The sequence below is a fragment of the Labrenzia sp. PHM005 genome, from assembly GCF_006517275.1.
GTDB lineage: Bacteria > Pseudomonadota > Alphaproteobacteria > Rhizobiales > Stappiaceae > Roseibium.
On sequence record NZ_CP041191.1, the window covers coordinates 2991835 to 3011749 of the forward strand.

The window sequence follows — 19915 nt, forward strand, 5'->3', positions numbered from 1 at the left end:
TCTTTGCCGATAAAGGGCGCCCTGATGAAGGGATGCCTGCCAGAAGAAATAAAGTCTGTCGAAATGTCAGTCAGCCGTGCGGGTCAAAAGAACTGCAATGGCGATGTATCTGAAGGGATAAAGCTGCGGGTCTTTCTTTAGTAGTTCCCCAGCTTTGGCATAGATCTGTTCCACCAAAATGTCCCGGCCATCGTTGTCGGGCAAGGCTTGCCTTAAAACTGCCTCGGTGAATGCGCGGAAGAAATTCACATACCCTTTTGCATACCGGTCCAGATCGCCATCTGCTTCGAAATCAGTGTTGAATGACACCGGGATTTCGTAGGACGTCGCTTTGTACAACTCAAAAAGCCCGGCAGCGCCCAAAACCGGATCGGTGACCGGACCTGTCAGCTCATCCAGCGAGCGCATATAGACCGGTTGGTAATAAGCTTCATAGACGTTTCGTGAGATTGTCCCATCTTCGACAAAGGCCAGAACAGCATCGTTTAAGAGGTCGTAGATCCCATCGCAGGTTCGGGCCGTTTCGTTGCCGCCGAAGACCTGAAGCAGCAGTTTTCCGCCGGGTACGAGCTCTTTTGCCCGCGCTTTCAAAAAAGTGGCGATATCTTCTCTTGCAAGTTTGGTGAATGCAGTCCTGTCCTCCTCTGAGACAAAGCCGTTGGCGCGGGCCACGCTGGGCCCGTTTGGCAGAATGTATCCGGGGAGTTGAGCCACCGGTTTTCGCGACAGGAAACCGATGGCATTGAAACTCGTCGCCAGATGAAGGCTTTGCGCCGGGAGCAGCTGATCAAACATAGAGCCGCCAACAATAGACGAATAAACGTCCGGGCTTCCAAAAACGGATTGTCCATCTGGCCGTAGACTGCGGAGCAGGCTGGAAAAATCGTTGGTCGGCAGGTCCGAGTGAATGGTTTGGATAGGCAGGTGTGTCAAAGGACGCAGCGCAGCGATGGCAGTTGCAAGGGCTGCAATGGAGTTGCGGCCCTCAGAACACCCAAAATCCGCCAACGTAACCGGACCTGACCCTTCTAGGGGGAGGTTGGTTGCAGCTTCTTCGAGAAGCGGCAGAACCGCAGCAATGGCATCCCATTGGGGTGTCGAGTTTTCATTATAAAACCCGCCACCAGTCATGCCAGTTGTTGTTGCATGGGCAATAGGCGCGGTGGAATGAGGCGAAGAGTGTCCAGCGTCCGTCATCAATCACCTCTTCGATTTCTAGCGGGCCAGTTCCTTCATGGCGTCGCTCAAGCCCTCCACCGTCATGGGGAACATGCGGTTTTCCATCAGTTCCTGCATCATCTGGATAGAAGGCGTGTATCGCCAATGTTCTTGGCGCACCGGATTGAGCCAGACGGCGCTGTTGTAAAGCCCGGTAATCCGCTGCATCCAAGCCGAGCCAGCCTCTTCATTCCAATGCTCCACTGAGCCACCGGGGTAGGCGATCTCGTAGGGGCTCATGGAGGCATCACCGACAAAGATGATCTTATAGTCGGACGGATATTTGTGCAGCACGTCCATCGTCTGCAGGCGCTCGTTGTGGCGGCGTTTGTTCTCTTTCCAAACCGTCTCATAAAGGCAGTTGTGGAAGTAAAAATGCTCCATCACTTTAAATTCTGACCGGGCGGCGGAGAAGAGTTCCTCGCAGACGCGGATGTGGTCGTCCATCGAGCCGCCGATGTCGAAGAACAGCAGCACCTTGACCGCGTTGTGCCGCTCCGGGCGCATCTTGATGTCGAGAAGGCCTTTGTGAGCGGTTGCCTTGATGGTGTGATCAAGATCGAGTTCTTCCGCAGCGCCCGTGCGGGCGAAATTGCGCAGGCGTTTCAGGGCGACCTGGATGTTGCGGGTGCCCAGGAGCTGGGTGTCATCAAGGTCCTTGAATTCGCGCTTGTCCCAGACCTTGACCGCCCGCCGGTGCCGGCTTTCCTTCTGGCCAATCCGCACGCCTTCCGGATTGTAGCCATAGGCCCCGAACGGGGAGGTGCCGGCCGTGCCGATCCAGCGATTGCCGCCCTGGTGCCGCTTCTCCTGTTCCTTCAGGCGCTCTGCCAATGTTTCCATCAGCTTTTCAAAGCCGCCAAGGGCTTCGATTTGGGCCTTTTCCTCGTCCGTCAGATGTTTTTCGGCGAGCTTTTGCAGCCACTCTTCCGGGAGTTCGGTGACCGGCACATCGCTCATCAGCTCCAGGCCCTTGAAGACTGTGCCGAAGACCCGGTCGAACTTGTCGAGATTGCTCTCGTCCTTCACCAAGGAGAGACGGGCGAGATAATAGAAATCCTCGACGCTGCGCTCCGCCAAGTCCTTATCCAACGCCTCCATCAGCGTCAGATATTCACGCAAGGACACCGGAATTCCGGCCGATTTCAATTCGGAAAAAAAGGTGATGAACATCGCGGCAGATTAGCGGCGGGAAAAGCGGGTGTCGAGAGCAAGTCTGTTTTGCAGATGAAACAAAAACGGACCGGGCAGGCCCGATCCGTTTTCTGTCTTTTTGACGCCTGTGTTGGATTCTTTAGCTGCCGTTGCAGGATCTCCCGCCTTTGATGTCGGGATGCAAGGTTTTGCCGAGAATATGATTGTCGCGGCCGATGACGTGATGGCCCATGCCGACGATTAGTGGATCGGGGTGACCGACCACGTGTTTGTCTTTGCCCGGATAAGGCAGAGACGACAGAAAATGTTCCATGCAGTTCAGCCGCGCGCGTTTTTTGTCGTCAGACTTGATGATGGTCCACGGCGCATCCGCGGTGTCGGTATAAAAGAACATCGCTTCTTTCGCCTCAGTGTAGTCGTCCCATTTGTCGAGAGACGCCTTGTCGATCGGCGACAATTTCCATTGTTTCAAAGGATCGGTTTCGCGCTGTTTGAAGCGCCGCCGTTGTTCTTCCTGGGTCACGGAGAACCAGTATTTGAACATCAATACGCCGTCACGCACGAGCATGCGTTCGACCTCAGGACATTGGCGCATGAACTCAAGATACTGATTGGGTGAACAAAACCCCATAACCCGTTCAACGCCGGCGCGGTTGTACCAGGAACGGTCGAAGAACACCATTTCACCACCAGATGGCAGGTTTTCAATGTAGCGTTGGAAATACCATTGCTTGCTTTCGCGCTCGGTCGGTTTTTGCAAGGCCACAATACGAGATGCGCGCGGGTTCAGATGCTCGTTAAACCGTTTGATGGTGCCCCCTTTGCCGGCTGCATCGCGGCCTTCAAAGATCAGGATAATGCGTTGATCGGTGTCCTGGACCCATTGTTGGGCTTTCAGGAGTTCAGCTTGCAGCGCGGCTTTCCGCTTTTCATAAGGCGCGCGCTTCATCTTGTTGGCATAAGGATATTCACCGGTTTCAAAGAACTGATTGATCGCAGCCGGGTCGTGGCGCATCTGGCCAAGTTCATGGAGCCGGTTCGCGCCGGACGCTTCTTTTACCGCCTGAGGTTTTGCCGCCGCTGGTTTCCGAGAGCGTTTGACAGCTGTCTTTTTGACCCGGTCGGTGTTGGCATTCTTCGTTTGGGCGGGGGGAATTAGTGTCTCTGCTGCCATGATCTATCCTCTCATCGTTGAGGAAATGAGTAAGCCAGCAAAGAAAATAGAGTGTTTATTTGCTTCTGTATTTAAGTTCTTTGTGTTTTTGTTTTCTTTGTTTGGTTAAGTGAATATTTCGTGTAATCAATACTACTTACGGGATTTTATGTATTTATTCATCGATAATGCAGCTTAACGGCGAGCAGCTCTAGGTCGCTCGTTTTCCGTTCTTCTGATCGCCGTCGATTTCCTCGGACGAAATCAATTCTCCCATGAACTCAGAAACGGTCGGGCCTTTAGTGGCGATAAACGGCGCTGGACGGCAGACAGCAATGGCCGCAATGCCGATGCGGGCGGTCAGAAGCCCGTTGATGACACCTTCGCCGAGCCGGGCGGAGAGGCGCGCGGCAACGCCGTGCCCTAGGACTTGAGACGCCAGACTGTCGCCTGCAGCCATGCCGCCAGTTACGGCGAGGTGCGTGACCACATGCCGGGCAAGCCGGATAAAACCGAGTGTCCCTGGACGGCCGCCGTAGAGTGCCGACAGGCGGCGGATCGTGCGCATGTTCTCAAACAGGACCATCAGAAGGTCTACGAGAGCGCGTGGGCTGACGGCGGTGACCAGAGAGACACGCTTGGCGCTGTTCATGACAATCTTACGAGCTTCCTGGTCTAGTGGACTTAGAAGATCCCGTTCGGCGAGTTTCACCAAATCGCGGCCGTCGATCACTTCCCGCATGTGTCCCGCGAGTGTCTTGCGTCCAAGCGCTGTTTCCGGACGGTCCTGATAAAGCGATAAGAGGTCCTTCAATCCGGCCTGGGCCGCCCGTGCGTCATCATCATCTGCGGCGGACTGCAGCCGGTCGCGCAGGTCGTCTATGCGCTTCAGCCGGAAGACACCGGTAAGTTCGCGCACGATCAAGCCGATCAGCCCAAGGACCGCCAGGGCCGTGAGCGCTACACCCAGCCAGCCGAGCCAGTCAGTGCGCGCAAACAAATCACGGATCAGGCTGTCGATGGCGAGGCCAATGCTGAGCGAGATCAGGCCGCCAAGGCCAATGAAAAACCACTTGGCAAAACCTTGGCCAGACTTCGGCGTGCTTGCCGAGCGGGGCAGACGCGGATCGTCTTCATCCAGTGTGTCCTGGGAAATCAGGGTACCATCGACGGGTGGAAGATCGGTATGCGCATCCTTGAGATGGACGGTGTCATCGTCCAGGCGGAAGGCGGTCGGTTTCCGGGATAGCTTGGAAGTTTGATCGGTCACGCTAATCGGTCTCCAAGCAAGAATTCCAGGGCCCGGTCCAGGCGGATGTGGGGCAGGGACAAGGTCAGGCCCTCTGCTGTTGTGTCCAGTTCCGGAGGGCGGAACCGGAGAAACTGAAGCTCTGAGAATGTGTTTTGAAACGGCGGTTGAACGCCTTCAGACCCTGATTCAAGTTCTTTGAAAAGTGAGTCCGGATTTTCCGGTAAGTCGCCTGGAAACATAGCAATTTCCGTGTCACCATCGTAAGCCTCGCCGTTAACGGCCTCTCCCGTGAGCGGTGTGCCGAGAATGGCCGGCAGGTCTTGTCCTTGATGGCGCACCGTTGCTTCGCGGGTTGCCCTGACGGCGGCCATTGCCAACACGTCCACGTCTGCGCCCTTAAAACGCGCCCGGTCCGCTGCCCTGGCAACCAGCCTTTTTGTGATCTTTTCCAGCCGGTCGTGGTCGCTTCGGTGCAGATGGTCGGCCTTCGTGGCAGCGAAGAGAATCCGATCAATCTTGCGGGACAGGATCGAAGAGAGCCAACTGCGCCGGCCGGGCCGGAAGGCGGAGAGCACTTCGCTCAGCGCGATTTCCAGGTCCTGGATCGCATGCGGACCGGCATTCAGCGCTTGAAGGACATCCACCAAAACAATCTGCCGGTCAAGCCTGGCAAAATGGTTGCGGAAGAAGGGCCGGACCACATGGGTCTTATAAGCCTCATAGCGCCGTTCCATCATCGCCCGTAGGGTGCCAGCGCGCGCGGGGCCTGCATCAGCCGGAATATCAAGTGGGGCGAATGTGAGGGCAGGGGATCCATCAAGATCTCCCGGCATGAGGAACCGGCCAGGGGGCAGCATGGAGAGCGCATGAGTATCTGTCCGGCAGGCGCTTAGGTAGCTTTTAAAGCTAGAAGACAGCCGCTGCGCAGTCTGCTCACTTTCGTTCGAGTTCGGGTCCGCCTGGGAAAGTTCTTCCAGATAATTCCCGGCGATACTTGAGCGATACTCCTTGCGCGCGCGCGCAACAGCTTCAGCGGAAAAAGCATCGTAATCCTTGTCGAGCAGGGGTAAGTCCAGCAGCCATTCACCGGGATAGTCGATCAGGTCCAGATGAAGGCGGCCAGGCCCAAGTTTCCTATGGATGTAGGAGGCGCTTTCATATTCGATTGTCAGGCGGAGCTCGGACACCTGGCGGGTCGATTGCGGCCAGATCCGTTCTCCAACCAGTGCCTCAACATGGGTCTCATAGTCGAACCGGGGCACGGCATCGTCGGGCTGCGGCTGAAGGCGCGCGCCGGTCATGCGTTGACCTGCTGCTGCGCTGAACATCGGCAGCCGGCCACCGTGGACAAGGTTGTGAACCAGGGCAGTCAAAAAGACGGTTTTTCCGGCCCGAGCCAGACCGGTCACTCCAAGACGCAGACTTGGAACGGTTAGATCGCTGGCAGCATCGGTGAGGTTGGCAAGGGTCAGCCGGGCTTCTTCGGCAAGGGTCGTGAGCGGGGTCAAGTAGGGGCCTCCATGACTGTCATGTAGGCGTCAGTCCGGGGACATGCAAATGTTGCTGTGCCGCCTGCGATCATTCGTCCAGTTTGCTTGAAAGATCACGGGGTTTGATGAACCGGTCAAGATGCCCCGTCCTGGTTTGCAAGTCCGCCCAGTCCGCGATGTCGAAGTCGAAGACGGCAAGAGCCCCGGTCGGATATTTGATCCTGAGGTCGGCCATGGCTTTGGGGGCACCAGTGCCGGCCAACTCAATAGCTGTTTGCTCAGTTGCCGGATTGTGGCCAATGATCATCAGTTGCTGTGCCCGCCCTCCATGGCGGCGGATCACGCTGGTGTAACTGAGGTCGCCCTGATCATAAATATCGGACAGCAGGTGGATCTGCGCTTCCTGTGGTTGATAGGGCAAGATGCGGGTCAGCGTTTCGCGGGTCCGCTGGGATGTCGAACACAGGATTCGGTTTGGAAAGAGGCTGTTTTCCTGCAAATACCGGCCCATCAGGCGGGCAGCTGATTTACCGCGTGTATTTAAGGGGCGGTCGAAATCGCGGAGGCTTTCCTCGCCCCAATCCGATTTTGCGTGTCTCAAGAGATAGAGCCGCATGAGTAAGCCCCTGTGTCTGATGCTGGTCGAAGCCGCGCTTTGGTTTGGGATTAGTTTTGACGGGCGAGCGCATCGGTAAAGGATGCGATCGCCGGCCCGATATCAACTTCCTGAGTCGGTAATGTGTAGGCCATCCAAAGGGTGAAATCCGATTTTGCTCCAGCAAAATGCCAGAGTGTTTCGCACTGAGTTGCCGGCCCGCGTGTCCCGGTTTTAAAGGAAATGCCAGACGCGGCGGCGCCGCTCAATTGAATGGCCTCAAAACTGGCTGCTTTGTAGCTGCGGGAGAAATTGACCGCTTCGCGGCGTCCGGTGCCTTGTAGATGCATCCGCAGGACTGCGGTGATGCCGTCCCGGCCGGTATAGATGCAGCCAGCCAGGCTAGAGCCATCACCTTCCATGACCTTGATGCGGTAGAAGGCGCCAATCACATCTGGGCATCTGAGGCCGGTGAAATGCCGAAGGCCCTCAACATCACTCTGCCAGCCTGCTTCTGCTTCTGGTGACACCTGGGCGTATGCTGCAGGTCGTCCGGCGCTGAATAAGCCCAAACCGAGGCTTAGCAGAAAGAACAGGAACAGGTTTGGCATCGTGTATGTATCCCGAAAGACAACTAACCCCGCTCGCGGCGCGCCATGAAGGCAAGGCGTTCAAACAAGTGTACGTCTTGCTCATTTTTCAGAAGCGCGCCGTGCAAGGGCGGAATCAATTTGCCACTATCCTGTTGACGGAGCGTTTCAGGGTCAATGTCTTCGTTCAACAGCAGTTTGATCCAGTCGATCAATTCCGATGTTGAAGGCTTTTTCTTCAAACCCGGCACTTCACGAACTTCGAAAAACAATCGCAGGGCTTCTTTTAAAAGGCGTTGCTTGATGCCCGGGAAGTGAACTTCAACGATCTCCGTCATGGTCTCCGCATCCGGAAACTTGATGAAGTGGAAGAAACAGCGGCGCAAGAAAGCGTCCGGCAGGTCTTTTTCGTTGTTAGACGTGATGATCACGACGGGACGCTGTTTCGCACGGACAGTTTCACCGGTCTCATAGACATGGAATTCCATCCGGTCGAGTTCCAGAAGAAGATCGTTCGGGAATTCGATGTCTGCCTTGTCGATCTCATCGATCAATAGAACCGGTTTTTCCGGCGCTGTGAAGGAATCCCAAAGTTTGCCCCGGCGGATGTAGTTGTTGATGTCCTTGACGCGCTCATCGCCAAGCTGGCTGTCCCGCAGACGGGAAACGGCATCATATTCGTATAGACCTTGCTGAGCCTTGGTTGTCGATTTGACATGCCATTCGATCAGCGGGGCATTCAGCGCCTGTGCTACCTGTTCGGCAAGAACGGTTTTTCCGGTGCCTGGCTCACCCTTTACCAACAGCGGCCGCTCCAGAGCGACGGCGGCATTGACCGCAACTCTCAAATCCTCAGTAGCGATATAGTCTTCAGTGCCTTCAAAGCGCATATGGCTGTCCCTGTATTTGTCGTTGCCGAAAAGTGGCAGGCAGAAGCCTGTTCTGCAAGTCAGCTTTTGCTCAATGGCGGTTTCTGCCGTTTCAAACAGGAGACTCTTGCCGGTCGGACGGGAAGATTTTGCCCCTTTGTTTCAGATGTTGCCTGCCTTGGAGATGTGCGAGGTGATGCTGGAAACTTTCGTAGAGTGCTGAAATTTAATGATTTTTCTTTGAATTTTTCGTTTGGCACGGCAATTGCTGATTAAGGCCGAGACCGGGCATGCCTTAGCAAAAGGGTGTGCTCATGCAGATCAAGAGGACGAAACATGGGTATCTACGGGGCGATTAACTCGGCCGTTTCTGGATTGGCAGCGCAAGCTCAAGCGCTTGAAAACATTTCGGGCAACGTGGCGAACTCGCAGACGATTGGTTTCAAGCGTCTCGATACGACGTTCTCAGATCTTGTGTCGGGCGGAGGGTCTACGCAGGCAAGCCAAGTATCTGGGACAACATATGCAACCTCCCGGGCAACCAACACGGTGTCCGGTGATATCTCGTCAAACGACATTGATACCTATATGGCGATCAACGGTGAGGGGTACTTTGTTGTAACCCAAGCAGCGGATTTTGTTGATGGATCGACAACCTTTGCAGATGACACCTATTACACCCGCGCCGGTGATTTTGAGGTCAACAAAGAAGGATATTTTGTCAACCAGGCCGGCTATTACCTGAAAGGGTTTCCGCTGGATGCTACAACAGGCAACCCAGTCGGTGATACTCCATCCGTAATTCAGATAAACAGCCAGCCATTACCTGCCAGTGCGACAACGACTGTAAACTATCAGGCCAGCTTGCCGCGGGTTCCTGCGACGACCAATTACGATTCGACCGTTGCTAACTCTGAACTATTGAACGACGGTGCCAATGGTGCACCTGGTCCGAACCTTGGAGCAACCGAGATCGGCGATACCGGTACACTTGAAGCTGATTTTCTGAATTCCTCGATTTCTGGCGGTTCGGTTACGACCTACAATTCAAACGGTTCTGAAGTTCCTTTGAATATCCGTTGGGCTAAAGTTGATAACACTGCCGGCGCTGAAGTTTGGAGTATGTATATTGATACCGGCGGTGAAACTGGTACGTCGTACTACAAAGTTGGGAATGTTACGTTCGATGGCACCGGCCAAGTCACAGCGCTGGCGAATACAGGCGCAACTGCGGCTTTGGGCGTGACCACAACTGGTACTACAAGCTTCACGATTGACACTATAACGGTTGGTGGCGTGACTGCTGGTACAGCAGCCAGTGCAGCCGATAGCATTACGATTTCCTTTGCGAATGGATCTCTGACCCAGTTCGCCGATCCTGATGGCATCGCGACGTCGGTCAACTTGAGCCAAAACGGTTATGCCGCTGGTGAGCTCAGCAATATTGCTATTGATGAATCTGGCCGTGTTATTGCCAGTTATTCAAACAATCAGACGCGGGCGCTTTATGAGGTCCCATTGGCGACTTTCCAAGCTGAGCAGAACCTGCGCCGGGTCGATGGCGCTGCATTTGCTGCAACCTCGGATTCTGGCAACGCTGACCTGTCCGGCGGCGGTGCGGTCATATCAAATGCCGTGGAATTGTCCAATGCGGATATCGCGGACGAATTTTCCAAATTGATCATCACTCAGCAGGCCTATTCAGCAAACTCCAAGATCGTCACATCGGCAGATGAGATGCTGGACAGCGCCCTGAACATGGTCCGCTAATGACCTGCCGGCCGGCGGGAGACCCGCCGGCCACCGCAACAACTTAAGTAAATCTGAGGAGTAGCCGCTATGGGTCTTTCAAGCGCCCTGAATACCGCGGTTTTCGGCATAAGTTTCAATCAGCGTCAGATCGATGTCACTGCTGCAAACATCGCTAACGCGGATACAGCCGGCTATTCCAAAAAAACAGTTTCCGCGAATGCCTATTTTGATGGCGAAGGCAATGTTGCCGGCATTGTGAGCAATGAAATCAGCCGGGTCATCAACGAAGAGATCCAAGCTGACTATTTTGCATCACTTGCTGACACCAACTATGGCAAGCAGATTGCTGCCTTTACCGACCGGCTTGATGATATTTTTGGAACAATCGGTGACCAGACCAGTCTGTCCGCCCTGGCCAGCGAACTCACATCATCTTTATCGGCACTGGTCAATCAGCCCGGCAATTATGCAGCCCAACAAGAAGTTGTTGCGGCCGCGGATGCGATTGCCCGGGAGTTGAATTCTTCTTATCAGCAGATTGCTGATTTAAGGAAGGAAGCCGACGTTGCTCTTGCCCGTCAGACTGAGACGGTCAACAATCTTCTGTCCAGCATAGAAGCTGTTGATGCATCCGTCCGTGATGCGACCCAGGCAGGTGTCTCCAGTTCGGAAATGGAAGACGAACGGGATCGCCTCGTAGAGCAGCTTTCTGGCTATCTTGATATCAATGTCAGCAAGACCAGCGAAAACACGCTTTTCATTCAAAGCAAAAACGGCCAGCCGTTGTTCTCTGATGGCAACGCAGCAACACTTGCATTTCAGCCGACCAATCAATTGGGTGCTGATCAGCAAGGAAATGCCGTGGTCGCAACGACTGCGGGCGGCGCGACGTTTGATATCATTCCGGCGGGGTCGACGGGATCGGACAGGACGATCGGCACCGGGCTCATGGTTGCGACCATGGAGTTGCGCGATGATGTTCTGATTGAGGCACAAAGACAGCTCGATACGATTGCGGCGGAGTTGTCGCTGGCTTTTTCGACAGTAACCACGAGTGCCACAGCGGTCAGTACAACAGCGACAGTCACACAGACTTTGGATGTTTCGAACCTGCAGGCTGGTGATACGCTGGAGTTGACCTATACGGACGGCGGCGGCACCCAAAGCTCAATCACCATCGTTGCTGTTACCGACGCATCCTTGTTGCCCTTGGCTAATACCGCAACAGACAACCCGAATGATACGGTCTTCGGTGTCGATATATCGACCGGGCTGGCCACATACATTGATGATATTGTAACGGCGCTGGGCGGCTTGCCTGCCGGGTTGGCCGTGTCAAAGACCGGTGGTAATGAGCTTCAAATCGTTGATAGCAACAAGTCCGCACTGCCGTCTCTGGATAGCCTATCGAAAAACGTGACACCAACAGCCAACAGCGACCAGGGGCTAGGACTTTCGATCTTCGTTGATCAGCGGAATGGTACGGAGATTTTCACTGACTCTCTTGAAAATGGCGGGCAACGTGTCGGCTTTGCACGTGGTATCGGCGTAAATCCGGCGCTGCTTGCTGACGGCTCATTGCTGGTCAACTACCAGACAACCCCCACGCCTAACACCGAGAACGATCCGGCGCGGGCACAGTACCTTTTGAACGCTTTGACCAGCGATACTGCCTATTTCGATCCGAATGCGGGTATCGGCAGTGCCTCCAGCCCGTATCAGGGCACCGTTCTGGATTACATCAACCAGACGGTTGCTTATCAGGGTAACCAGGCGGCTGACGCTCAAACTTATTCGGACTCCAAAGAGGCTCTGACCCTGAACCTCGCGATCCGCTACGAAGAAAGTTATTCGGTCGATCTGAATGCTGAAATGGCATTCTTGGTCCAACTTGAAAATGCTTACTCAGCAAATGCGCGGGTCATGCAGACCATCAATGATTTGATGCAAGAACTTCTGAACGTTGTGAGGTAGATTATGCCTGTTTCATCCATCTCCACGTCCCGAAACTACCTAACGCATCAGCTGCTTGACCTGCAAAACCAGCTGACAGAAAAAACGACCCAGCTGGCAAGCGGGAAAGTTGGCACCACCTATGGCGAAGTTGGAGACCGGCGTCTTTTGGACATTCAGCTGACCCAAAAAGTCAGCTTGATCGCATCGTATCAGGACACAATCACCATTTCGAACCTGCACCTCGAGACGATGACGCTGTCGCTCGACCGGTTGGAAAATCTGCGTCAAGATGCCAAATCTGCGATGGATACCAATGACTTCGTGATGCAGAGTGACGGTCAAACACAGACACAGTCGCGGGCTGAACTGCTCCTAAACGAAGCGCTGAACATTCTGAATACGGAGGTTGCCGGCTATTTTCCGTTTGGTGGGACAGACGCTATCTCAGACCCTGTCCAGGCACTTAACGCAATCATGGATGGCGCCAACGGCTTGTCCGGCTTGAAGGACTACATGAGCGAGTTTTCCCAAGCCAACCTTGGTGCTTTAAACAATGGCCGCATGACGGTTTCAGCGCTCACAACAACTCCGGGACCAGTAGATTCCACATTTACGATTGCCGAAGATGGAGCCCACAATTTTGGGTTCGACATCTCAGCGGTCTCATCGACACTCACGAATGTCGCGATCACAGGTCCTCTGGCAGCTGATCCGGATAGTTTCGATGTCCAGTTTACAGGTCAGCCGACCTTGGGCGAAGAGATTGAAATCACGTTGACATTGCCGCCAACGCACACACAAACAACTACTATCAAGTTGACAGCTGCGACCAACAACGAGGTTGAAGGGACCTTTGCGATAGGCGCCGACCTAGCGGTGACTGCACAGAACCTGCGCGATGCGATCGAAACCGAACTTCAGGACGCTGCGCAGACGACGCTAAAAGCTGCATCGGATATCTGGGCGTCAGATGAGTTTTTCAGCACTTATAATGGTGAAGTACCGCAACGTATCGACGGGCCGCCGCATACAACAGCAACGGCTCTTACCTCCGGCGCAACGGATACACTAGAGTGGTATACAGGCCGAAACACAACAACGACTGATCCGCGGACCGACAAGAACGCGATTGTCGATACGAACCTGACGGTCGAATATGGTGTCCGGGCGAACGAAAAGCCATTGAAGGAACTTATACAGAGCCTGGCAACATTTGCAGCTGCAGATTTTTCAGGCGGGACGCAGATAAATGAAGAGTACTACAATACTCTTTCGACCGATTTACGATCCATTCTTCAACCGGCCGGAACCGATCAGTCTGGGATCGTTGATATCGCGACAGATATTGCAATTGCTCATCGGACAACGACATTGACTGATGATCGGCACGTCCAGATGAAGAGCACCTATGAGGCGACTATCGGGGAGATCGAAGGGATTGATCAGAACCAGCTGGCAGCCGAAATACTGCACCTGCAGACCAATATTGAGGTCTCTTACAACGCATCCGCCATTGTGTTTAATCTGAACCTGGCCGACTACCTTAGATAATCAGCGGCACGGCCGCGTCCGGTCAGTTGGCGGCGCGCACGGGCCGGTTATGCGCCAGTTGCCGATAACTCCCGTTTTTGGAATTAAGCCAAGGGGCTTAGTGTAAAGGTCAGTACCTCTTTGAGACAACAAGAAAGGCCGGTTGCAACAGCAACCGGCCTTAACAATTATTAATGAGGCGCCAACGCTTACTCTGGTTGGCTGCGCAGTCCTTCTGCGATCGTCCGATTAATACTGATTAAAGTCGTCAGCTTCTCCGGATCCTGCGTGGTGATCACCGTCATTGTCTGCTTGAAGACAAAAACGCCAAGCGATCCAATGTTGTTTTTGATATCCTGCGGCAACGCGCTTTCATCACTGGTCGCGGACGTCACTAGGACGGTCCAGAGCTTACGATTGTAAATCAGTGCATCGTCGACTTCAGCCAGAGAGAGGTCGTCCCACTCATCCTTGATCAGCTGGAGCCGGGCTGCGGCCTTCATCAGCAGATTCGCTTCCAGCTCTCTTGGTGACGCCGCTGCCACCTGTGCTGTTTTCTGGTAGGCCTGAGCTGCCTGTTTGTACATGACTGATCAGCGTCCCTTCATACTCAATGAGCTTACGAGCTTCTTTCAGTGCCTTATAGAAGGACCCGGATAATATCGAGTTACTGATCCTGGTCACATAAGGGATCGTACTCGGCGCGGCCTTCACGATGTCATTGACCAGGGTGAAGTAATCTTCCTTAATCTTCTCCAGGTCGGTGGATAAATACATCAGCTGAACGGCGAGATAGACCCGTTTGGCCGGTGTATCCGCAGTGGCTGGTGTGAGAATGTCCTTTTCTCTCAGAATAGGCGCCTGGCCCTCGATAAACAGGCGGGTGCGCTGGTTATCATTGGTAATAACACTGTCGCCAATGATAATGCGTTCGCCTGGCTTAAGCTCGACCTTGAGCGCCATTTCTTGACCTCCACTTTCGAGTATCGGTTTCAAACGTTAACAAATAGGTTAACACTTTTATCCGGTACCGGACGGATTGGGCTTTGCCCACTAGCCGAATAGGCTCAGAACGCTTTGTTCTGCCTGGTTCGCTAGGGATAGGGCCGTTGACGACAGCTGCTGGCGGGTTTGAAGGGCCAGCATGTTCGCGCCTTCCTCGTTCATATCAGCAATTGTTAAGTCTCCGGCTCCGACTTCAAGCGTATTGATAATATTTTGCGTAAAATCCGTTCGGATCTCAACTGTGGATAAGGACGTTCCAAGTGTTCGTGCCGAATTTCGAAGCTCATCCAGCGACGCATTGATTGCCTGCAACACCCGTTCGATATCGGTGTCGGTTTTGAACTCCGAAGCGGTTGCCGAAAGCGCTACCGTTCCTGTGCCAGAGGCAAGCCGCATTCGATTGAAGTCTGCATTACTGCTCGAGATGTTAAAGGACACTTCGCCAATCAAGCTAACACTTCCACCTGAGAACGTAGCGTCTAACCCTTTCACATTGTTAATCAAGTTCACCAAATCACTAACAGTGGTATCAGCGTCAATTTCCAAGGATGCCGGCTCGAAATTGTTACCGTCTGTAATTGTAATTGTATCACCAGCCTGGAAACCGCCGGATGTAATGAGCTTGGCCGTGGAAGAAAGCGCTGCCGCTGTGAGTGTGGTTGTACCGGCGGTGATGCCGCCGTCGGACGTCGAGCCGCCACCGTTGGCATCTTTGGAGATAACTACGTTACTGTTAACTCCAGTAACTATTGAAATAGAATCGGTAGTTTCGTCGAAAGAGGCGTGTACACCTGACAAAGCATCGAGCGCATCAACATAGTCTTGGACTGTTACAATATCCACACCAACTGTGAGCGTAGCTGTTGTTGATCCGTCAGTGATCATCACATGGTTGTTGTCTGCGAACGCAGCTAGGTCCGTGAGATTTGAAGACGCTTGTAGACCGGTCAACGTAAGTTGTCCGCTGGCCCCGAACATATTGAAGGACGACGTACCTGTACCACCAGTCACAAGGTCGTCGAGATTGAGGCCTTGATCAAGCGTCGTGTCTGTGTAGTCGACCGGATTGACCGTCAGGTTGGAGGTGCTGTCTTCGTTGAAGATGACCTCCAGCTCATTGCCGGCACCAGCTAGAAGGTTCTTGCCCTTATAGCTGGAGTCTTTCGCCATGTCCTCGATCTGCTCAAGAATGGCATTGTATTGAACGGCAAATTGCCGCCGTTCGTACTCGCTTGAGGTTTGCAGCGCCTGATTGGCGATCGCTTTTGCCGATTCCACCAGTTTGGTGATCGAGGTAAGGCCGTCGTCGGCCGCCCGTAAGGTTTGTACCGCCTGGCCCATGTTGTCCAATAGACCTGACAGGTCGCCAGCCCGGTCATTGAGCGTTTGCGCGGTGAAATAGGAATTCGGATTGTCGAGCGCCGAATTCACCTTCAAACCGGTGGCAAGACGGTTTTGGGTGGTTTCCTGCAGATTGGCAGTTCTTTTCAGAGACAACAGGTTGTCACGGACCGCACTGGTAAGAACAATATCAGACATCTGACTTCACCGCATTTTCTGTTCAGTACTCGGCAACAGCGTCTCGATCATCGTGTGAGCAAGACTGGATCTTTGCCGCAAATCTAAACGGAAAGTTAATCGGTGATGCACGTTTTAACGTTATATAAATGAAAGTTACCAAAAGCTTTCTTTTAAGGCATTGAATCTTAAGGATAAAAATAATGAGCGTTTACAAGTAATAAGCAGAGAAATACGAAAACGGCGGGCAAAAGGCCCGCCGTTTTTGTTTTTGTAGATGCCGCAGCCTGTGCGACTGATTCTTCTTTTAGAACAAGGACAGTACCGTCTGGTCCGCCTGAGAAGCGAAGGAGAGGGATGTCGATGCCAGCTGCTGCCGGGTTTGCAAAGCCAGAAGGTTTGCGCCTTCTTCGTTGGTATCTGCCAAAGTCAAGAGGCCCGCACCTTCTTGCAAGGTATTGATCATCGACTTGGTGTAATCCTGCCGAATTTCGACAGTCGACAAATTTGTACCAAACTCAGATGCCTGTGACCTCAAGTTACTCAAGGCGGTGTTGAGTTTGTTGATCGCCTTGTTGATGTCACTGTCGGTCGCAAAACCACTATCGGCGACGGCGCTGATGGTGGCAGAGCTACCATTTGAGCCCAACGTGGTGGTGTTGAAGTCAGTGTTTGTGGCACCATTTCTTGAGCTCGACAGTGTCAGATCGGTTTCTGACGTTACAGAAATACGACCGCTTGCGCCTTTGGAAGCTGTCACGCCTTGAAAGTCATCCATAAAGTCAACGAGATCACTCACTCTAGTGCTCGCCGTAACTTCCAAAGTTCCAAGTTCGTAGTTGTTGCCGTCTGTCAGGGTCAACGTGTCGCCGACCGCAAAAGCTGCGCTATCAATCAGGGTGGAAGTGGTCGAGAAGGCAGCAGTATCGATGTTGGTCAGAGATGACGTTGTCGAGTTCGCTGCCCGATCATTCAATCGGAACTCGTTGTTGGAATAGATGGACAGATTACCGGTTGCTTCATCATATTCTGCACGGACACCGGCAACACCGTTGAGATTGTTGACAAGATCCTGAACTGTTTGACCTGCTGTGGTGGTGGTACCGGAAACAGCCGCACCGCCGGTACCTGCATAACCGGTGATGTCTGCGGTCGTCGAAATGGCAGTTGCTGTCGACAGAACAGACGCTGAATTGAGGAATGTGGTGCCATCCGTCAAGTTAATGACAGCAGTGCCGCCACGAAGGTCAAAGTTTGTCGCACCACCAGACCCTTCGATCAAATCCGAAAGATTCAAACCGGTAGAGAGGGCAGCATCAGTGTAGTCCACCGCTGCGATTGTCTGCTTGGAGGTTGCATCTTCGTTGAAGATGGTCGTCAAGTCGTTGCCGGTACCTGCGAGCAGGTTCTTACCTTTATATGAGCTATCTTTCGCAACATCTTCGATTTGTTCAAGCAAATCGTTGTACTGGCCCGCAAACTGCTTGCGCTCATATTGACTTTGTGTCTGCAAAGCCTGGTTGGCTTTTGCTTTGGCTGCTTCAACCAGATCGGTGATTGTCTGAATCCCTTGGTCGGCTGCCTTGATGGTCTGCAAAGACTGACCCATGTCATCGAGCAGAGTGCCAAGGTCACCAGCGCGAGAATTCAAACCGGAAGCCGTGAAGAAGCTGTTTGGATTGTCCAAAGCAGAGTTTACCTTCAGGCCGGTCGCCAGTTTGTTCTGGACGCCAGACATCATGTCTGCAGTGGACTGGAGGGTGAGTAGGTTCTGCCGGACGGCGGCTGAGAGGGTAATGTCCATTGTTTATCCCTTTCTGGGTCAAATGTGCAGCTGCTCGTCCTGAGCAGGTTGAGTAGAGAATTCCCTGTTAACCTTAATCAATGGTAAATACGTTGAATTATGCGGTTAACGGCAAGTAAATACGCAAGCAAATATTGTAAAAAATAACAATATTATTACCGATTACCAGCGATATATATTGTAAAAAATAACAATGATTTAAGTGCCTGGTTGGTCAAACGTTAATGTTGGAAGATGAGGTTTTGCGCAGAAAACTGCCAGTTTCGGCCGTGAGAAGCAGCGAACATTAAGGGTTCAAAAAAAAGCAAAAAAAAAACGGGCCCGGAGGCCCGCCTTGGTCGATTTCTACACCGGCTGGTGCAAGTATGGTTAATGCTAACCCTCTTAGAACAATGACAAAACCGTCTGATCCGCCTGAGAGGCGAACGAGAGGGAGGTCGAAGCCAGCTGCTGCCGTGTTTGCAGCGCAAGGAGATTCGCACCCTCTTCGTTGGTGTCTGCCAAGGTCAATTTACCGGCCCCCTCTTGAAGGGTATTGATCATCGACTTTGTGTAATCTTGTCGGATTTCGACCGTCGATAGATTTGTGCCGAATTCGGAAGCCTGAGACCGAAGGCTCGATAGAGCGTTATTTAGGCGGTCTACAACTTTGCTGATGTCATTGTCGCTTGCAAAGCCACTTTCCAGAGCTGCAGTCACGTTGATTCCATCAGAGTCAGCAGTGAAAGCCGACGCGTTAAAGTCCGTATTGTCACTCTTGAGCGCGATGGTGACATCGCTCTCAATGGTAATGTTGTTTGTTCCAGTATTGAAGCTGGCTTCAACGCCTTGGGAGTCATCCAGAAAATCGACAAGATCTTTGATTGTGGAGTCTTTGCTAACCTCGAAGGACCCAATTTCGTAACCGTTGCCATCGGTCAGCTCGAGTGTGTCGCCTACCTGGAAAGAACCGGAGTCTGTTAATTTTGCTGTGGCTGAATCCAACACTGCTGCGGTCGCTGTACCGAAATCGGCCGCCGCTGCTACAGATCCATTGTTGTCATTGTGCAAGTAGGCTGTTGTGTTTGAGGTGACTGTAAATGTTCCGGTCTTGTCATCGAATTCGGCTTTTACACCGGCAATCTTATTAAACTCATCAATGACATCACCTACTGTCGTGGTTGTCGAGATTGTCACACTGGCAAGAGCTGCGCCGGCACCGGAAGCAGTGTCCTCAATGGAAATCGTGTCTGTGTCGTTAAATCCACTGGCATCTGTTATTAGTGAGCCAGACCCGAGTGCGTCGCCGCCTGCGTCCGTTAGAGTAAAGCTGTGATTTCCGCCTGTTACGTCGAAAGATGCTGCGCCACCCTTGGCTTCATCCAGATCCGACAGGTTAAGGCCGGTGGAGAGAGCCGCGTCGGTGTAGTCAACCGCGGTAATGGTTTGCTTGGATGTCGCGTCTTCGTTGAAGATTGTAGTAAGATCGTTGCCTTCGCCAGCCAGTAGGTTTTTACCCTTATAAGAGCTGTCTTTGGCGACATCCTCAATTTGTTCCAGAAGATCGTTGTACTGCTTAGCGTAGGCAGCACGTTCGGACTGGCTTTGTGTTTGTTGGGCTTGATTGGCTTTTGCTTTGGCAGCTTCAACCAGATCTGTGATGGTTGAGATGCCTTTGTCCGCTGCTTTGATGGTCTGGAGTGACTGCCCCATATCATCGAGCAAGGTGCCAAGATCGCCGGCACGCGCATTCAAACCGGAAGCTGTGAAGAAGGAATTTGGATTGTCGAGGGCAGAGTTAACCTTCAGGCCGGTCGCCAGTTTGTTCTGGACGCCGGACATCAGATCTGCGGTTGACTGGAGAGTAAGGAGGTTCTGGCGTACGCCAGCTGACAGCGCGATGTCCCGCATAACTAGAATCCCTTTCCTGGGGTAGCGACACCTCTTCCTGAGATGTCATAATTACCATTGTTAAAAATAACAATTAATTCTTGTGTCGCACTCTATGGTTAACAGGCTGTTAATGGTCGGCAGAAAGCGAAACTGGGA

Annotated in this window: 17 protein-coding genes; 4 read left to right on the plus strand and 13 right to left on the minus strand. The window is 53.0% G+C overall.

Going from position 1 to position 19915, the window contains the following annotated elements; translation table 11 throughout:
- Positions 1-66 precede the first annotated feature (66 nt).
- The 8 genes from FJ695_RS13400 to FJ695_RS13435 form a co-directional block, all read right to left on the minus strand.
- Positions 67-1197, minus strand: a complete 1131-nt coding sequence (locus tag FJ695_RS13400; protein ID WP_141185922.1) for a hypothetical protein — start codon at positions 1195-1197, stop codon at positions 67-69.
- An 18-nt stretch (positions 1198-1215) separates the two neighbouring features.
- Positions 1216-2391, minus strand: a complete 1176-nt coding sequence (locus FJ695_RS13405; protein WP_141185923.1) for a VWA domain-containing protein — start codon at positions 2389-2391, stop codon at positions 1216-1218.
- 121 nt (positions 2392-2512) lie between these two features.
- Entirely contained in the window at positions 2513-3547 is a 1035-nt protein-coding gene (gene ppk2, locus FJ695_RS13410; RefSeq protein ID WP_141185924.1) for a polyphosphate kinase 2, read from the minus strand.
- A 190-nt stretch (positions 3548-3737) separates the two neighbouring features.
- Positions 3738-4796, minus strand: a complete 1059-nt coding sequence (locus FJ695_RS13415; protein ID WP_141185925.1) for a YcjF family protein — start codon at positions 4794-4796, stop codon at positions 3738-3740.
- Positions 4793-6286 (minus strand): YcjX family protein, encoded by a 1494-nt coding sequence (locus FJ695_RS13420; protein ID WP_141185926.1) that lies wholly within the window; start codon positions 6284-6286, stop codon positions 4793-4795. The genes FJ695_RS13415 and FJ695_RS13420 overlap by 4 nt, the downstream gene beginning before the upstream one ends.
- A gap of 70 nt (positions 6287-6356) precedes the next feature.
- Positions 6357-6884, minus strand: a complete 528-nt coding sequence (locus FJ695_RS13425) for a histidine phosphatase family protein (protein WP_141185927.1) — start codon at positions 6882-6884, stop codon at positions 6357-6359.
- Positions 6885-6934: 50 nt separating this feature from the next.
- A complete protein-coding gene (locus FJ695_RS13430) occupies positions 6935-7474 on the minus strand; it encodes a hypothetical protein (RefSeq protein ID WP_141185928.1) in 540 nt (179 codons plus the stop codon).
- A gap of 23 nt (positions 7475-7497) precedes the next feature.
- Positions 7498-8343 carry a MoxR family ATPase gene (locus tag FJ695_RS13435; RefSeq protein WP_141185929.1) on the minus strand — a complete coding sequence of 282 codons (846 nt, stop codon included), beginning with the start codon at positions 8341-8343 and terminating at the stop codon, positions 7498-7500.
- Between FJ695_RS13435 and FJ695_RS13440 the strand changes: the two genes are divergently transcribed.
- From FJ695_RS13440 to FJ695_RS13455, 4 genes are all read left to right on the plus strand, one after another.
- Positions 8344-8598: a hypothetical protein gene (locus FJ695_RS13440; RefSeq protein ID WP_141185930.1), complete on the plus strand. Its 255-nt coding sequence runs from the start codon at positions 8344-8346 to the stop codon at positions 8596-8598.
- 60 nt (positions 8599-8658) lie between these two features.
- Positions 8659-10092, plus strand: a complete 1434-nt coding sequence (locus FJ695_RS13445) for a flagellar hook protein FlgE (RefSeq protein WP_141185931.1) — start codon at positions 8659-8661, stop codon at positions 10090-10092.
- 69 nt (positions 10093-10161) lie between these two features.
- Positions 10162-12048 carry a flagellar hook-associated protein FlgK gene (locus FJ695_RS13450; RefSeq protein WP_141185932.1) on the plus strand — a complete coding sequence of 629 codons (1887 nt, stop codon included), beginning with the start codon at positions 10162-10164 and terminating at the stop codon, positions 12046-12048.
- 3 nt (positions 12049-12051) lie between these two features.
- Complete coding sequence (locus FJ695_RS13455) at positions 12052-13581, plus strand: flagellar protein (protein ID WP_168206363.1); 1530 nt, start codon at positions 12052-12054, stop codon at positions 13579-13581.
- Between the two features lie 188 nt (positions 13582-13769).
- Here the strand turns inward: FJ695_RS13455 and flaF are convergent, their stop codons facing one another.
- The 5 genes from flaF to FJ695_RS13480 all read right to left on the minus strand — a co-directional run bounded on the left by flaF (position 13770) and on the right by FJ695_RS13480 (position 19777).
- Positions 13770-14105: a flagellar biosynthesis regulator FlaF gene (gene flaF / locus FJ695_RS13460; RefSeq protein WP_141185933.1), complete on the minus strand. Its 336-nt coding sequence runs from the start codon at positions 14103-14105 to the stop codon at positions 13770-13772.
- Positions 14026-14523: a flagellar biosynthesis repressor FlbT gene (gene flbT, locus FJ695_RS13465; protein WP_141185934.1), complete on the minus strand. Its 498-nt coding sequence runs from the start codon at positions 14521-14523 to the stop codon at positions 14026-14028. The genes flaF and flbT overlap by 80 nt, the downstream gene beginning before the upstream one ends.
- Positions 14524-14613: 90 nt before the next feature.
- Positions 14614-16104, minus strand: a complete 1491-nt coding sequence (locus FJ695_RS13470) for a flagellin (RefSeq protein WP_141185935.1) — start codon at positions 16102-16104, stop codon at positions 14614-14616.
- A gap of 286 nt (positions 16105-16390) precedes the next feature.
- Positions 16391-17887, minus strand: coding sequence for a flagellin (locus FJ695_RS13475; RefSeq protein ID WP_141185936.1), 1497 nt, complete (start codon positions 17885-17887; stop codon positions 16391-16393).
- A 384-nt stretch (positions 17888-18271) separates the two neighbouring features.
- Positions 18272-19777: a flagellin gene (locus tag FJ695_RS13480; RefSeq protein WP_141185937.1), complete on the minus strand. Its 1506-nt coding sequence runs from the start codon at positions 19775-19777 to the stop codon at positions 18272-18274.
- Positions 19778-19915: the final 138 nt, after the last annotated feature.

What these genes read in the sequence shown, in the direction of transcription:
- FJ695_RS13400 (WP_141185922.1), bottom strand. Translation starts at nt 1,197, where the DNA reads ATGACGGACGCTGGACACTCTTCGCCTCATTCCACCGCGCCTATTGCC.
- FJ695_RS13405 (WP_141185923.1), bottom strand. Translation starts at nt 2,391, where the DNA reads ATGTTCATCACCTTTTTTTCCGAATTGAAATCGGCCGGAATTCCGGTG.
- ppk2 (WP_141185924.1), bottom strand. Translation starts at nt 3,547, where the DNA reads ATGGCAGCAGAGACACTAATTCCCCCCGCCCAAACGAAGAATGCCAAC.
- FJ695_RS13425 (WP_141185927.1), bottom strand. Translation starts at nt 6,884, where the DNA reads ATGCGGCTCTATCTCTTGAGACACGCAAAATCGGATTGGGGCGAGGAA.
- FJ695_RS13430 (WP_141185928.1), bottom strand. Translation starts at nt 7,474, where the DNA reads ATGCCAAACCTGTTCCTGTTCTTTCTGCTAAGCCTCGGTTTGGGCTTA.
- FJ695_RS13435 (WP_141185929.1), bottom strand. Translation starts at nt 8,343, where the DNA reads ATGCGCTTTGAAGGCACTGAAGACTATATCGCTACTGAGGATTTGAGA.
- FJ695_RS13440 (WP_141185930.1), top strand. Translation starts at nt 8,344, where the DNA reads ATGGCTGTCCCTGTATTTGTCGTTGCCGAAAAGTGGCAGGCAGAAGCC.
- FJ695_RS13445 (WP_141185931.1), top strand. Translation starts at nt 8,659, where the DNA reads ATGGGTATCTACGGGGCGATTAACTCGGCCGTTTCTGGATTGGCAGCG.
- FJ695_RS13450 (WP_141185932.1), top strand. Translation starts at nt 10,162, where the DNA reads ATGGGTCTTTCAAGCGCCCTGAATACCGCGGTTTTCGGCATAAGTTTC.
- FJ695_RS13455 (WP_168206363.1), top strand. Translation starts at nt 12,052, where the DNA reads ATGCCTGTTTCATCCATCTCCACGTCCCGAAACTACCTAACGCATCAG.
- flbT (WP_141185934.1), bottom strand. Translation starts at nt 14,523, where the DNA reads ATGGCGCTCAAGGTCGAGCTTAAGCCAGGCGAACGCATTATCATTGGC.
- FJ695_RS13470 (WP_141185935.1), bottom strand. Translation starts at nt 16,104, where the DNA reads ATGTCTGATATTGTTCTTACCAGTGCGGTCCGTGACAACCTGTTGTCT.
- FJ695_RS13475 (WP_141185936.1), bottom strand. Translation starts at nt 17,887, where the DNA reads ATGGACATTACCCTCTCAGCCGCCGTCCGGCAGAACCTACTCACCCTC.
- FJ695_RS13480 (WP_141185937.1), bottom strand. Translation starts at nt 19,777, where the DNA reads ATGCGGGACATCGCGCTGTCAGCTGGCGTACGCCAGAACCTCCTTACT.